Annotated in this window: 13 protein-coding genes; 9 read left to right on the plus strand and 4 right to left on the minus strand. The window is 64.4% G+C overall.

Going from position 1 to position 14785, the window contains the following annotated elements:
• Positions 1 to 27: 27 nt before the first annotated feature.
• Entirely contained in the window at positions 28 to 552 is a 525-nt protein-coding gene (locus IP83_RS08245) for a hypothetical protein (RefSeq protein WP_054121727.1), read from the minus strand.
• A gap of 113 nt (positions 553 to 665) precedes the next feature.
• On the opposite strand from IP83_RS08245, the gene IP83_RS08250 reads away from it, so the two are divergent.
• The 6 genes from IP83_RS08250 to IP83_RS08275 all read left to right on the plus strand — a co-directional run bounded on the left by IP83_RS08250 (position 666) and on the right by IP83_RS08275 (position 6581).
• Positions 666 to 2549: an NAD(P)-binding protein gene (locus IP83_RS08250; protein ID WP_197274318.1), complete on the plus strand. Its 1884-nt coding sequence runs from the start codon at positions 666 to 668 to the stop codon at positions 2547 to 2549.
• 93 nt (positions 2550 to 2642) lie between these two features.
• A complete protein-coding gene (locus IP83_RS08255) occupies positions 2643 to 3263 on the plus strand; it encodes a glutathione S-transferase family protein (protein ID WP_054121728.1) in 621 nt (206 codons plus the stop codon).
• A gap of 292 nt (positions 3264 to 3555) precedes the next feature.
• Entirely contained in the window at positions 3556 to 4125 is a 570-nt protein-coding gene (gene folE / locus IP83_RS08260; protein WP_231624965.1) for a GTP cyclohydrolase I FolE, read from the plus strand.
• The gene (locus IP83_RS08265) at positions 4125 to 4796 is read left to right on the plus strand and encodes an RNA polymerase sigma factor (RefSeq protein ID WP_082364593.1); all 672 of its coding nucleotides are present in this window, start codon (positions 4125 to 4127) and stop codon (positions 4794 to 4796) included. Before folE ends, IP83_RS08265 begins: the two co-directional genes overlap by 1 nt.
• 48 nt (positions 4797 to 4844) lie before the next feature.
• Positions 4845 to 5951, plus strand: a complete 1107-nt coding sequence (locus IP83_RS08270; RefSeq protein WP_054121730.1) for a 2Fe-2S iron-sulfur cluster-binding protein — start codon at positions 4845 to 4847, stop codon at positions 5949 to 5951.
• A gap of 72 nt (positions 5952 to 6023) precedes the next feature.
• Positions 6024 to 6581 carry a chlorite dismutase family protein gene (locus IP83_RS08275; RefSeq protein WP_054121731.1) on the plus strand — a complete coding sequence of 186 codons (558 nt, stop codon included), beginning with the start codon at positions 6024 to 6026 and terminating at the stop codon, positions 6579 to 6581.
• 49 nt (positions 6582 to 6630) lie between these two features.
• Here the strand turns inward: IP83_RS08275 and IP83_RS08280 are convergent, their stop codons facing one another.
• Entirely contained in the window at positions 6631 to 6936 is a 306-nt protein-coding gene (locus IP83_RS08280) for an usg protein (protein ID WP_231624966.1), read from the minus strand.
• 246 nt (positions 6937 to 7182) lie between these two features.
• On the opposite strand from IP83_RS08280, the gene groES reads away from it, so the two are divergent.
• Together groES and groL are read left to right on the plus strand one after the other, a co-directional pair.
• Complete coding sequence (gene groES, locus IP83_RS08285) at positions 7183 to 7497, plus strand: co-chaperone GroES (protein ID WP_054121732.1); 315 nt, start codon at positions 7183 to 7185, stop codon at positions 7495 to 7497.
• Between the two features lie 46 nt (positions 7498 to 7543).
• Positions 7544 to 9163, plus strand: coding sequence for a chaperonin GroEL (gene groL / locus IP83_RS08290; protein ID WP_054121733.1), 1620 nt, complete (start codon positions 7544 to 7546; stop codon positions 9161 to 9163).
• Between the two features lie 73 nt (positions 9164 to 9236).
• On the opposite strand, the gene IP83_RS08295 is transcribed toward groL, so the two are convergent.
• Positions 9237 to 11510: a TonB-dependent receptor gene (locus IP83_RS08295; RefSeq protein ID WP_054121734.1), complete on the minus strand. Its 2274-nt coding sequence runs from the start codon at positions 11508 to 11510 to the stop codon at positions 9237 to 9239.
• 329 nt (positions 11511 to 11839) lie between these two features.
• Here IP83_RS08295 and lepA point away from each other — a divergent pair, with 329 nt between their 5' ends.
• A complete protein-coding gene (gene lepA / locus IP83_RS08300; RefSeq protein WP_054121735.1) occupies positions 11840 to 13642 on the plus strand; it encodes a translation elongation factor 4 in 1803 nt (600 codons plus the stop codon).
• A gap of 12 nt (positions 13643 to 13654) precedes the next feature.
• Here the strand turns inward: lepA and IP83_RS08305 are convergent, their stop codons facing one another.
• A complete protein-coding gene (locus IP83_RS08305) occupies positions 13655 to 14428 on the minus strand; it encodes an SDR family NAD(P)-dependent oxidoreductase (RefSeq protein WP_054121736.1) in 774 nt (257 codons plus the stop codon).
• Positions 14429 to 14785: the final 357 nt, after the last annotated feature.

Here is a 14785-nt window from a genome sequence, read left to right on the forward strand (position 1 = left end):
CCATTCTTCGGTGGGCGCTAAGGCCGCCTACTTCTTGCGCACCCACTTGAGGTCGTAGTCGGTCGTCCACGTCGCACCGCCATCTTCGGTGCCGATGGCGAGTTCGCGGATCGTCCCGTCCGGCATCGCATAGAGCGTCCAGTGCCGCAGCCGCACCTTTCCGTTCGGCAGCGGTTTTTCCGTTACGTAACGCATCTCGCCCGGCTTCACGAGGTTGCCGCGAAACACCGTCGCCGCGCCGTCATCGGTCGCCCAGGTATAGCCCCACGATTTCAGCAGCCGCGAATAGTTGAACAGGCCGATGCCGTTGCCGGTGGGGTGGCCGTCGGTCTTCTTCCAGTGCTCCTCGATCGCGCAATCGTTGAGGATCAGCGCCATCGTCACTTCGTCGGTTTTCGTGGTCCCGGTGTAGACGTCCCAGCTGCCCAGCGTGAAATCCAGCTCGCGGAACTTGGGATCGGTCTTGCAGGTATCCGCCGGGTTCGGCGCTGTCTGCGCGGCGGCGGGGGCGGCAACAGCAATCAGGGCGGCGGCAAGCAGCGGACGAAGCATCGGCGGTCTCCTATCGAAGTCGGCTCGATGAGGCCGCAATTTCGGCGATTGCGCAAGGCCGCTTTGCGATTACACATCATGGCGACGCGGCGCGCAGAAACGGGGGACATGCCATGGGCGAGTGGTCGGACAAGGAACTGGGACTCCATTTGCCGATTGCCCGGCGCGATTTCATCGGCGGTGTCGCGGCAGGTGCCGCCATGGCCGCAGCGCCGAAGGCTATGGCGCAAGCGGCAATATCCACTGCCGCGCCTGCCAGCGACTATCCCCCCGCACTCACCGGTCTGCGCGGCCAGTACCCCGGCTCGTTCGAAGCCGCGCACATGGCGCGCGACGGCGATTTCAACGGCGCCTTGCAGGCCGAGGACAGCGGCGAGCACTACGATCTCGTCATCGTCGGCGGCGGCATTTCCGGCCTCTCCGCTGCCTGGTTCTACCGGCAGGCGCTGGGCGACGACCGCAAGATCCTGATCCTCGACAACCACGACGATTTCGGCGGCCACGCCAAGCGCAACGAGTTCACCTACGAAGGCCGCACCATCCTTGCCTACGGCGGCACGATGAGCATTGAATCGCCGTTCCCCTACAGTTTCACCTCGAAGAAGCTGCTGGCGGACCTCGGCGTCGATCTGACGAGCTACCACCGCTACGAGACCAAGGCCTACGATGGCCTTGGCTCGGCCACCTTCTTCGACAAGGAGCACTTCCTTGCCGACAAGCTTGTCACCGGAACCGGCAGCAAACCGTGGCCGCAGTTCTTCGCCGAAGCCCCGCTCACCCCGGCAGTGCGCGCCGACCTCACGCGGATCTACACCGAAAAGGTCAACTACCTCCCGGACCTGACGCCGGAAGCCCGCGCCGAGTACCTGCGGCACATCAGCTATCAGGACTATCTCCTCAAGCACGCGAAGATGCTGCCGGAAAGCCTGCCCTTCTTCCTCGGCCACTACTTCCGCAACAACAAGCGCGTCGATACGCTGCCCGCGTGGGAAGCCGCGCTCGGTGGGCGGATGCCGGGTTTTGCGGCCATGGAACTGCCCAAGCAGATCACCGCCGAGGCGCAGCATTTCCATTGGCCGGACGGCAACGCCACCGTCGCGCGCCTGCTCGTCAGCCGCCTGATCCCCGGAGCCTTCCCCTCAGACAAGCTCGATCAGGAAAGCGTCGTCCTCGCGCCCGCCCGCTATGCGGCGCTCGACAATCCCGCGAACCCCACCCGCCTGCGCCTCAAGAGCATGGTCATCCGCGCCGAACATATCGGCAAGGTGGCGCGCCAGACCGAGAAGGCCGTGCGCGTCGTCTATGTGAAGGATGGCAAGCGCATTGCGGTAACGGGCGCGAACGTCATCATGGCCTGCTTCAACATGGTGATCCCCTTCATCGTGCCCGATCTGCCGCAGGCGCAGAAGGATGCGCTGCATTATGCCTCCAAGGTGCCGATGCAGTATACCAACGTGCTGGTGAAGAACTGGCGCCCCTGGGCCAAGCTCGGCGTCAAGTCGATCGGCGCGCCCAATGGCTACCATATCGGTGCCTCGCTCGATTATCCGGTGGACATCGGCGGCTACAAGAGCGCGCACACGCCCGACGAACCGGTGGTGATCCACATGGTTCGCAATCCGAACCAGCCCGGTTTGCCGCGCAAGGAGCAGAACCGCATCGGCCGCGCCGCGATGCTGGCCGAGGAATACCCCGCCATCGAGCGCGAGATCCGCAGCCAGCTCCAGCGCATGCTCGGGGCTGCGGGCTTCAACGCCGCGCGCGATATCGCCGGGATCACGGTCAACCGCTGGCCGCACGGCTATGCCTATACCTACGATACGCTCGGCGATCCCGATGTGCCGGACGAGCAGCGCCCCCACGTCATCGGCCGCCAGACTTTCGGCCGCATTGCCATCGCCAATGCCGACGCGGCGGGCAGCGCCTTTACCAACACCGCCATCGACATGGGCGAACGCGCGGTGCAGGAATGCCTCATCAGCCGGGGGCTGATCTAAACGATCCTCCCCATTTTCCCCTGAGCTTGTCGAAGGGGCAAATGGGGAGGTGGCCTGCCAAAGGCGGGTCGGAGGGGTAGTTAGAGCAACACAATGATCGAACTCTACCACTGCCGCGATGCGCGCTCGTTCCGCGCGCTCTGGGCGCTCGAGGAGATGGGGCTGGCCTATACGCTCCACACCATGCCGTTCCCCCCGCGCTTCCGCGTGCCGGAATACCTTGATGCGAACCCCCTCGGCACGATCCCGCTCATGGTCGACGGTGAGACGCGGATGACGGAGTCCAGCGCGATCCCGCACTACCTCGCCACCCGCTACGGCCCGACGCCGCTGGCCCTCGCGCCGGAGGAACCCGACTACGGCCTCTACCTCGATTGGCTCCTTCGCAGCGAAGCGACGCTCACGTTCCCGCAGACCATCGTCCTGCGCTACACCCGTCTCGAACCCGAAGAGCGCCGGTTGAGCCAAGCCGCGGACGACTACACCCAGTGGTTCTTCTCGCGCCTCAAGCATCTCACCCGCGCGCTGTCCGATGGCCGTGAATGGCTTTGCGCCAGCCGCTTCACCATGGCCGATGTGTGCACCGCCTACGCACTCCTCCTCGCGAAGGACCTGGCGCTCGACTACAAGTTCAGCCCCGAAATCGCGGCCTATTGGCAGCGCTGCAGCACGCGCCCGGCGTTCCTGGCGGCAAAGGCAGCGCAGGCGGCCTGAAGGCCCACTGGGCATCCGTACGCGACCACCACTCGCTGATCAGCCTCATGCGCAGAGCGGCTCGATTGCCGCGTGTGGACTCAAGAAAATCTGAAACCTGAGCGGACGTGCGGCATCTAATCGCCGAGTAACCGTCCGGGCGTCTCGCGGCGAATACCGCACGCGCGCGCGCCCGTGCGCTTGGCTGCCGATCCGAAAAGGAACGTTCTTCTTGAAGCTCACGCAATGCCAGGCAGAATCGAGCCGTCCTGCAGCTGTAGAAGCCGTTTTCAAACCGGGAACGCCGAGCACCTTGGAGATCGAAACCGCGGTGCGCACCCTGATCCGGGCGGCGGGAGACGATCCCGAGCGCGAAGGATTGCTCGATACGCCGGCGCGCGTGACGCGGGCCTATCGCGAGTGGTTTTCCGGTTATGCGATCGATCCGGCCGCCTTGCTCGAACGCACGTTCTGCGAGGCGGAGGCCTATCAGGAAACCGTCCTGCTCTGCGATATTCCGCTGGTATCGACATGTGAGCACCACATGGCGCCGATCATCGGGGTGGCCCATGTCGGGTATCGCCCACGTGAGCGGGTTGTGGGCATCTCGAAACTGTCCCGCCTTGTCGATGCGTATGCCCGGCGGCTCCAGTTGCAGGAGCGCCTGACCCAGCAGATCGGGATGACCCTGTGGGATGTTCTGGCGCCGCGCGGTGTTGCCGTGGTGATCGATGCGACCCATGGCTGCATGGCGACACGCGGGGTCAATCAACGTGGCGTCACGATGCGGACAGAATGCTGGCACGGCGACTTTCAGGATGATCGCGACTTGCGCCGGGAGTTCCTCGCCTCGATCCGGGACGCACGGACGGGCGGGCGTTGATGCGGCCCGGGGGAGGGAGCTATGCGCACCTCGACGAAGCCGAACTTGTCGCGCTGTTCCGCGCGCGCGACGCTGGTGCGGTCCGCTATGTGGCGACCTGCAACAACCAGCGGCTGTTTCGAGCGGCCTGGGCGGTGCTGCGGGATAGTGCCGAAGCAGAAGATGCCGTTCAGAGCGCTTATCTGAAAGCGTTTGCCGCAATCGACACGTTCGAGGGGCGATCGAAGCTGTCGACCTGGCTCACGCGCATCGTCATCAACGAGGCGCGTGTCCGGCGCCGTTCGGCGCGCCGCCGAGCGGCCTTGCTCGGGCATGCGATGCCGCCCGGCACAGATATCGGCGAAGAGGTCGATACGGCCTATCAGACTCCCGAACAGCACGTCGCCAACGTGCAGTTGCGCAAGGCGCTGGAGCAGGCGCTCGGCAGCTTGCCGCAGATCTACCGGACGGTCTTCATCCTGCGCGAGATCGAAGGAATGACCGTCGAGGAGACCGCCGCCGCGCTCGATATTCTTCCCGCAACGGTCAAGACGCGGCTGTTCCGCGCCAGGCACATGCTGCAAGCCCGGCTTTCCTCGCTCGATCGCACGGCGGTCAAGGGTGTCCTCGCCTTTGGCGGCAAGATCTGCGCCGCGCTCACCGCAAGGGTCCTCCTCGTGATCGCCGCATAAGCCGTGTGCACCGCTTTCCCTGTCCACCCCGACCAATGGAGCAAGGCCATGTCATCCCCAATCGCTTCGTCCGGCCCGTCAGAATGGCGCAAGTTCAGAATCGCGCGGATCGCCAGGGAAAGCGCGGTGATCAAGTCGTTCTACCTCGAGGCGGCCGATGGTGCGCCGACGGCTCCGCACAAGGCCGGACAGCACCTGCCGATCCGGCTTGAGCAGCGCGGCGACCAGCCCGCCCTGCTGCGGACCTACACCATTTCGGTCGCCCCTTCCGCGCCGCAACTTCGCATCAGCGTGCGCAAGCTGGGTGTGGGTTCGGGCCAACTGCACGACGATGTCGCCGAGGGTGACCTGATCGAGTGCCGCGTGCCGGGCGGTGACTTCGTCATCGATACCGCGCCGGCGCATCCTGCGGTCATGGTCGCGGCGGGGGTCGGGATCACGCCCATTCTGGCCATGATCAGTCATCTCGTCGAGGAGAGCGAACGGACCGGCGCGATGCGCCCGGTCATTGTCTTCTATGCAGCCCGCAACACGTCCGAGCGTGGATTCGATGACGAACTGAGCCGTTTGGCCGAGCGCTCCAAGGGCAGAATGACCCTTGTTCGCCTGCTCAAGGACATCGGCGATGCCGTGCTCGGCAGGGAATACGAGGAGCATGGGGTGCTCTCGGCAGAGATGTTCCGCAAGTACCTCGGCTTTCAGCGCCATGACTTCTATTTATGCGGACCGCCCGGCTACATGCAGTCGGTCTACGACATCCTCATCGACCACGGGGTGGCCGATCACGCGATCTTCGCCGAAGCGTTCGGCGCCTTGTCGCTGAAGCGGCAGGTCGCGAATTCGGTTGCCGAGCCTCTGGCTCTGCCGGCGACCGAGCCCGTCGATGTGGTGTTCGATGCGGCGGGCACGCGCAGTACATGGTCGCCCGGCGCGGGCAGCTTGCTCGAACTTGCGGAAGGCGCGGGTCTTTCACCTGAATTCGGCTGCCGCGAGGGTGCATGCGGCGCTTGCAAGGTGCCGTTGCTGTCCGGCGCGGTTACCTATTTCAGGGAAACCTCAGCCGCGTGTGGGCCGAATGAGGTGCTGATCTGCAGCGCTGTCCCAGCGGCAGGTGCCGAAGGCTCCGCCCATCAGGTCGTGCTCGCTTTGCGGTAAGTGCGCGCCTGCGCTTGCTTCCCGATGTCTGCTCACTGCGCCTCGCCGGCGTCCTAAATGAGAGGGTTCACCATGACTGTACGCGACTCCATTTCCCTCAGCCGCTTTGTCGGCGGTTACAGCGGGCAGTGGCGAATCACATCCATCCGCCCGTTCCGCGGCGAGAGCCTGCCTACCGCGCACTTTCTGGCGATCGATGCGGTTCCCAGTTCGGGCGCCGCTGTCTGGACGCTGTCCGGTGCCGGCAGCAATCTGCGTTACACCACGGCATCCGAACGCGCGGCGCTGCAGGCCAAGCAGGAAGGGCTGGGGCGCCCCGCTTCCACCCGCGCCGCGCTGATACCGATCCGCAAATCAGCCGAATGGTGGGCCATGGCGCAGGATGAGCGGCGGGCGGTCTATGAGCGTGGTTCGCATCTGCCGATCGGGCTCGATTATCTGCCTGGTGTCGCGCGCAAGCTCTACCATTCACGCGATCATGGCGAAGAGTTTGATTTCCTCACCTGGTTCGAATTCGCGCCCGATCAGGAAGCGGCCTTCGACCACATGCTCGAGCGGCTGCGGGCATGCGCCGAATGGGACTATGTCGACCGCGAGGTCGATATCCGGCTGACACGGATAAAGCCCTGAGCCGCGGTTTCAACCGGCGCGCCATTACGTCGGGGCGAACGTGGGGCCACTAAGGCCCGAGCGTGATGACCCCGTCCACCGCGCGCCATTCGGCCGGGCGGATAAGCTGGTCATGCGCGATCCGCACCGAATGGATCTTCGCGCCGATGTCGCGCCGCCAGAAGCCAAGGAAATCGAACAGCACCGGAAAGTCCGGCGCCTCGTCGTATTCCTGCCACGCGAAGAGCTGAAGCAGCCACGGGTAGTCGGGCCGGTAGTAGGCGATCTCGGCGGTTGTCAGTCCATAGCCGAGAAGGCGCAGGCGCAGGCCTCCATCAGGGCTGGGCACGGCAGGAAGTTGCGGCGTATCAGGCAAGGCAGGTGCTCCCTTCATCACAAGGGTCCGGCCCGGCCATCCCCGGCACGCACCGGACGGAAGGCAGTCTTCCTCACTCGCGGGCATCCGTCAAGTATCTGAAATATTGGCACTTAACCGGGTAGAGTGCCAAAAAATCGCATCGCCCCCTTGAAGCCGATTTTGCCCGCACCTAGCTTTTCGGTGCCTCCTGCCGGTCATGCGGGGGAGGCGTTCAACACATCGTTTTGCAACTGGAGGTTATGCATGCATTTCCGACCCTTGCACGACCGCGTGCTGGTCCGCCGCATCGAGGCCGAAGAGAAGACGGCCGGCGGCATCATCATTCCCGATACCGCGAAGGAAAAGCCGCAGGAGGGCGAAGTCATCGCCATCGGCGCCGGTGCCCGCAACGAGGCTGGCGAACTTATCGCGCTCACCGTCAAGGAAGGCGACAGGATCCTGTTCGGCAAGTGGTCCGGCACCGAGGTCAAGATCAATGGCGAGGACCTGCTCATCATGAAGGAGAGCGACATCCTCGGCGTGATCGAACCCGCAGCGGAGCTCAAGAAGGCGGCCTGATCAGGCGCCTTTTTCGTCCAACCCATCTGAGAGGAGGTAGGCCACAATGGCTGCCAAGGAAGTCAAGTTTGCCGGCGAAGCGCGCGAGCGGATGCTGCGCGGCATCGATACGCTGGCCAATGCCGTCAAGGTCACGCTCGGCCCCAAGGGGCGCAACGTGGTGATCGAAAAGAGCTTCGGCGCGCCGCGCATCACCAAGGATGGCGTCAGCGTTGCCAAGGAGATCGAGCTCAAGGACAAGTTCGAGAACATGGGCGCGCAGATGCTGCGCGAAGTGGCGAACAAGCAGAACGACAAGGCGGGTGACGGCACCACCACCGCCACCGTGCTCGCCCAGGCCATCGTGCGCGAAGGCGCCAAGGCGGTCGGCGCGGGGATGAACCCGATGGACGTCAAGCGCGGCATCGACATGGCCGTGAAGGCGGTCGTTGCCGATCTTGAAACACACGCGAAGAAGGTCTCGGCCAACAGCGAGATCGCGCAGGTCGCCACCATCTCGGCCAATGGCGACGAGGAAGTCGGCCGCATCCTCGCCGAAGCGATGGAGAAGGTCGGCAACGAAGGCGTGATTACCGTCGAGGAAGCCAAGAGCCTCGCGACCGAGCTCGAGACGGTCGAAGGCATGCAGTTCGATCGCGGTTATCTCTCGCCCTATTTCGTCACCAATGCGGAGAAGCTGAAGGTCGAGCTCGACGATCCTTTCATCCTCATCCACGAGAAGAAGCTCTCCAACCTCCAGGCGCTCATCCCGTTGCTCGAACAGGTCGTGCAGTCGGGCCGTCCGCTCCTCATCATCGCCGAGGACGTGGAAGGCGAGGCGCTGGCGACGCTCGTCGTCAACAAGCTGCGCGGCGGGCTCAAGGTCGCCGCGGTCAAGGCGCCCGGCTTCGGTGATCGCCGCAAGGCGATGCTCGAGGACATCGCGATCCTCACCGCGGGCAATGTGGTCAGCGAGGAGCTTGGCACCAAGCTCGAGAACGTCACCGTCGGCATGCTCGGCCGCGCCAAGAAGGTCATCATCGACAAGGACAACACCACCATCGTCGATGGCGCCGGCGCCCGCAGCGAGATCGACGCGCGCGTTGCGCAGATCCGCGCGCAGATCGAGACGACCACCAGCGACTACGACCGCGAGAAGCTGCAGGAGCGCGTGGCCAAGCTGGCAGGCGGCGTGGCCGTCATCCGGGTCGGCGGCGCGACCGAGGTCGAGGTCAAGGAGAAGAAGGACCGCGTCGACGACGCGCTCCACGCCACCCGCGCGGCGGTCGAGGAAGGCATCCTGCCCGGCGGCGGCATCGCGCTGCTGCGCGCGACGCAGAAGCTGGGTGACCTCAAGCCCGCCAACGACGACCAGCAGTCCGGCATCGACATCGTCCGCCGCGCGCTGCGCGCGCCGACGCGCCAGATCGCCGACAACGCGGGCGAGGACGGCTCGTACATCGTCGGCAAGCTGCTGGAGAGCGAGGACTACGCCTGGGGCTTCAACGCGGCCACCGGGGCCTATGAAGACCTCGTCAAGGCGGGTGTGATCGACCCGGCCAAGGTCGTGCGCACGGCGCTGCAGGATGCGGCATCGGTCGCCAGCCTGCTGATCACCACCGAGGCGCTGATCGCCGAACTGCCCAAGGATGAGAAGGCGGCCGCGACGCCGCCGATGGACTTCTGATCCATCCGGCCAAACGAAAGGGGCGGCGGCCTTGCAGCCGCCGCCCCTTTTGCATGTCAGGCGCTTGTGCCGATCAGAACTTCACGCTGCCACGCACGCCGAACGTGCGCGGGGCCTGGAACTGATAGGTGTTGCTGCCCGCGTTGAAGTTCTGCGTCGCGTAGGCCAGGACCTGCTTGTCGAACACGTTGCGCACGTAGGCCGAGATTTCCCAGAAGCTGTTGTTCGGTGTGAACTTGATGTTCGCATTGGCCAGCACGTAGTCCCACGAACGCGTGTCGACCGTGTTGAACACTCCGTAGTAGAAGTCCGAGGAGTATTTCGCGTCGATCCGCGCGGTGAACGTGCCGAACGAGACGGGCAGATCCTGCTCGATCGAGCCCGATGCGGTGAATTCCGGCGCATTGGGCAGGCGGTTGCCGCTGATATCCACCGAAACCGGCGGATTGGCGCCCGTGTTGATCCGGATGCCGTCACCGAACTTGGTGTGCAGATAGGCCGCGTTGAGGTTCACGCGGGTGGTCTTGCTGGCGAGCGCGGTGAGGCTGCCCTCGATGCCGAACACCTTGGCACTGCCGACGTTGAACACGCCGGAGCCGCTGGAGGTCGCGTCGGTGAACTGCGAACCCTGATAGCCCTTGTAATCGAAGTAGAACACTGCGGCGTTCAGCTGCAAGGTGTTGCCCATCAGCGAGTTCTTGGTGCCGATTTCGAACGCGTCCAGCTTCTCGGGGCCGTAATCCACCGAAGGTGCGCTGCCGTTCGAATTGAACCCGCCCGACTTGTAGCCGCGGTCATACTTTGCGTAGACCAACGTGCCCGGTGCGGGGCGGTAGTTGAGGCCCACGTGCCAGGTCGGTTGGCCCTGGTTGAGGTTGCCGTTGCCCGGTGTCGTCAGGGGGAAGGGCGGGCACGAACCCGGGTTCGGGAAGTCGTTGCCGCAGAGCGGGAAGGCGAGCGCGGGCAGGCTCAGCACAGCGTTGCCGGTGCGCACCTTCTTGTCCCAGGTATAGCGGCCGCCAAGGCTGAGCTGCAGCTGGTCGGTCATGCTGTATTCGATCTGGCCGAACAGCGCCTGCGAGCGGGTCAGGATGTTGTAGTCGAACTTGATGCCGTAGCGGTTCGACTGGTCGACGTTGGGCAGGAACGAGAGCGGACCACCCGGCCCGAACGGACCGCCGGGGCCGAACGCGCCGGTCATGTCGAGGTTGAGGATCCCCGCATTGACGACGTTCTTTTCCTGGAAATAGAAATAACCGGCCTGGAAGAAGAGCTTGCCGCCCTTGTTGTTGCTTACCCGGAACTCGTGGTTCCAGGTCTTGGGGGTTTCCTGCTGGCGGAACTGGCGATTGGCGGGATAGCCGCTGGTCGCATCGAGCCGGTTGCGCCAGTCGGCGCTGTCATAGCCGCCTGAATAGATGAAGTTGAGGCCCATGTCTGCGCTGTAGGCCGCTTCCCACCGCACACGGTCGCTCTCGAGCTTCGTCATTGTGGGCGCGAAGCTGGTGAAGGTCCTTGCCTTGCCGAAGTCGGGCATGGGGCCGCCGAGGGGACCTCGGAACTGCGCATCGCCGTTCACGTCGCGGCTGTCGTGCTGGTAGGAAACCCACAGCGAAAGGCCATTGCCGCCCTTGTAGAGCGCCTGGATGCGGCCAGACTTGAAGTTCTCGTCATCGCGGTCGAAAGCGGGGCCTGCCGACTTGCGGTAGCCTTCGTGGCTCAGGATGGTGCCCGAGGCGCGGACTGCAAAACCATCGGCGAGCTGGACGTTGACGCCGGCCTCGCCGTTGATCGTCTTGTAGTTGCCGGCCTCGATGCTGCCATAGGCGCCGGTGCGCATTTCGGGGCGGTTGGTGACGATGCTGACAAGACCGCCGGTCGAGTTGCGGCCCTGCAAGGTGCCCTGCGGGCCCTTGAGCACCTCGATGCGCGCCACGTCATAGAACGAGGAGCTGATCGAGAAAGAGCGGTTCACGAAGAACCCGTCGCGCGTGATCGGCACCGAGGGGTCGCCGATTTCGGTCACGTCGGTCGAGGCGATGCCGCGCACCGCGACATAGGCGGCGCCGGTCGAGTTCGTCACGTTCACGCTGGGGTCGATCTGCGCAAGGTCGCGCACCGTGTTGACACCCTGATCCGCGAGCGCGGCGCCCGTATAGACGTTGAGCGCGATCGGGGTGTCCTGCGCGCTCGAGGCGACGCGGTTGGCGGTGACGACGATCTCGCCGAGACCTTCGGCAGGCTTGGCTGCATCGGTGCCAGTGGCGGCTTCTTGCGCCTGGACGGGCGCGGCCAATGCGAAAAGGCTTGCACCCAGCAGGAATGGAACGGCGGTCTTGGCCTTCATGACTCTCCCCTTGGATTGGAATCTTTTGAGTGAACTAGATTAATAATGATCATTCTAATATTAGGAGCCGAAACGGACGTCAACCCTCTCGCCTGATTCGTCGGGGAAGGGCGCGACCTAAGCGCCGGAAATGCGGGGCTGTCCTACATGCGCTCAAGCTGGCATGGTATGGAAATGGCCGCTTTCCGCACCGTTTCAGTAATCGCCCCGGTCGATCAAAGCGCTTGGACTGATCGAATGGAGTTTTTCCTCAGGACTGTGTCAACCGTGTCAACCCCCTCCCGGACGGACCTGATGACTCGGGGCGCGCACACTGCTAACGGCGCCCGATGACCGACCTTTCGCTGATCCGTAATTTCTCCATCATCGCGCACATCGACCACGGCAAGTCGACGCTGGCCGACCGGTTGATCCAGTATACCGGCGGGCTCTCCGAGCGCGAGATGAGCGAGCAGGTGCTCGACAACATGGACATCGAGCGCGAGCGCGGGATCACGATCAAGGCGCAGACCGTCCGGCTCGACTACACCGGCAAGGACGGCAAGACCTATCAGCTCAACCTGATGGACACGCCCGGCCACGTCGACTTCGCCTATGAAGTCAGCCGCAGCCTCGCCGCCTGCGAAGGCGCGCTGCTGGTGGTCGATGCGGCGCAGGGCGTCGAGGCGCAGACGCTGGCGAACGTCTACCAGTCGATCGAGCACGACCACGAGATCGTGCCCGTCATCAACAAGATCGACTTGCCCGCCGCCGAGCCCGAGAAGGTCCGCAACGAGATCGAGGAAGTGATCGGCATCGACGCGAGCGAGGCCGTCCTCACCAGCGCCAAGTCCGGCATCGGCATCGAGGACGTGCTCGACGCGGTCGTCGCCCGCATCCCCCCGCCGAAGGGTGACCGCAATGCGCCGCTCAAAGCCATGCTGGTCGACAGCTGGTACGACCCCTACCTCGGCGTCGTCATTCTCGTCCGCGTGATCGACGGGGTGATCAAGAAGGGTCTGCAGGTCAAGTTCATGGCCGGCGGGACCGAGCACCTGATCGACCGCGTCGGCTGCATGCGGCCCAAGATCGAGCAACTCGCCGAACTCGGCCCGGGCGAGATCGGCTTCATCACCGCGCAGATCAAGGAAGTCGCGCAGGCCCGCGTGGGTGACACGATCACCACCGTGAAGGGCGGGGCGACCGCGGCGCTGGCAGGCTTCAAGGAAGTCCAGCCGGTCGTGTTCTGCGGCCTGTTCCCGGTCGATGCGGCGGACTTTGAAAAGCTGCGCGAAAGCATCGGCAAGCTGCGGCTCAACGACGCTTCGTTCTCGTTCGAGATGGAAAGCTCGGCGGCGCTCGGCTTCGGCTTCCGCTGCGGCTTCCTCGGCCTGCTGCACCTCGAGATCATCCAGGAGCGCCTCAGCCGCGAATATGACCTCGACCTCATCACCACCGCGCCCTCGGTGGTCTACCGCCTGACGATGACCGACGGCACGGTGCGCGAACTGCACAACCCCTCGGACATGCCCGATCAGGTCAAGATCGCGGAAATGCAGGAGCCGTGGATCAAGGCGACGATCTACACGCCGGACGAATACCTCGGCTCGATCCTCAAGCTGTGCCAGGATCGCCGCGGCATCCAGACCGGCCTGACCTACGTCGGCGGCCGCGCGCAAGTGACGTACGAGCTGCCGCTCAACGAAGTGGTGTTCGATTTCTACGACCGCCTGAAGTCGATCAGCCGCGGCTATGCCAGCTTCGACTACGAGCAGATCGGGCTGCGCGAAGGCGATCTCGTGATGATGAACATCCTCGTCAACAACGAGCCGGTCGATGCGCTTTCGATGATCGTCCACCGCACCCAGGCCGACCCGCGCGGGCGGCATCTGGTCGAGCGGCTGAAGGACCTCATCCCGCGCCACATGTTCAAGATCCCGATCCAGGCCGCGATCGGCGCCAAGGTCATCGCGCGCGAAACGATCAGCGCGATGCGCAAGGACGTGACCGCCAAGTGCTACGGCGGCGACATCACGCGGAAGAAGAAGCTGCTGGAGAAGCAGAAGGAAGGCAAGAAGCGCATGCGCGAGTACGGCAACGTGACCATCCCGCAGGAAGCCTTCATCGCCGCGCTGAGGATGGGCGAGGAGTGACGGGCGGCGCGATCAGCTCGTCGTGAAGCCGCCGTCCACGACCAGTTCCGAGCCGGTCATGAAGGCCGCGCGGTCCGAGGCGAGGAAGGCGACGGCGTCGGCAACGTTCTGGGGCACGCCGAAGTGGCCCAGCGGGTGGAGGTTGGAGAAGGCGGCGCGGGTGTCGTTCACGCCGGTGCCGGTGGCGGCGGAAAACTGGGACACGAGGTCGCGGCCCATGTCGGTTTCGATGATGCCGGGGTGGACCGAATTGCAACGGATACGCAGCGGCGCGACTTCCATCGCGACGCCCTTGGTGAAGAGCCGGACCGCGCCCTTGCTGGCGTTGTAGCAACTGACCAGCGCGGAGCCGACGAGGCCGGCGACGGACGAGAGGTTGATGATCGCGGTGCCGCCGGTCCACAGGTTGGCGCGCTCGGCGAGCAGCGGCACGGCGTGCTTGCAGCCGAGGAACACACCTTCGACATTGACGCTGTGCAGGCGGCGCCAGTCTTCAAGCGTGGTTTCGGTCAGCGGCTTGGCAAGGAACAGTCCGGCATTGTTGACGAGGATATCAAGCCCGCCGGCGGCGTCGCGGGCGAAGGTCATCGTATCGATCCAGCTTTGCTCGTCGGTCACGTCGTGCGCGCGGGCGAGGCCGCCGAGCTCCTCCGCAAGTGCTTCGGGTGCCGCCAGATCGCTGACGATGACGTTGGCGCCAAGCGCGGCAAGGGCGCGGGCCGAAGCCTCGCCGATGCCGCGCGAAGCGCCGGTGACGAGGGCAACGCGGCCGGCAAGCTCTGTCATGGGCATGTCTCTCCATCGGTTCTGTTTGGCGGCATCCTAACGCCGATTTTGCCGATGGCCACTGTGCAGAAAGCCGCGAGAACCCATCGGCCCCAAAGGCCCTGTTCGGGAGGGGCGGCAGACTGAAGCCATTCTGAATTGATTCGGTGCTGCAGCACTCCAGACGGCTGCAAGATGCCCGTTCTGATTTATGCTAATTTCGAATATGCACTATCTTTCTAAATGCAGGTTAGATGCAATACTCTAGATCTGCCCGGATATAGCGGGGGATCGGCAAGGCATCCCTCCCTATGAATAAATCCTATCCGCCGAACCGCTGTGGTTAAGGTCGCGTTATTGGGGTGCCGTCACAGCTTG

The organism is Novosphingobium sp. AAP93 (genome assembly GCF_001296055.1).
Classification (GTDB): Bacteria; Pseudomonadota; Alphaproteobacteria; order Sphingomonadales; family Sphingomonadaceae; genus Novosphingobium.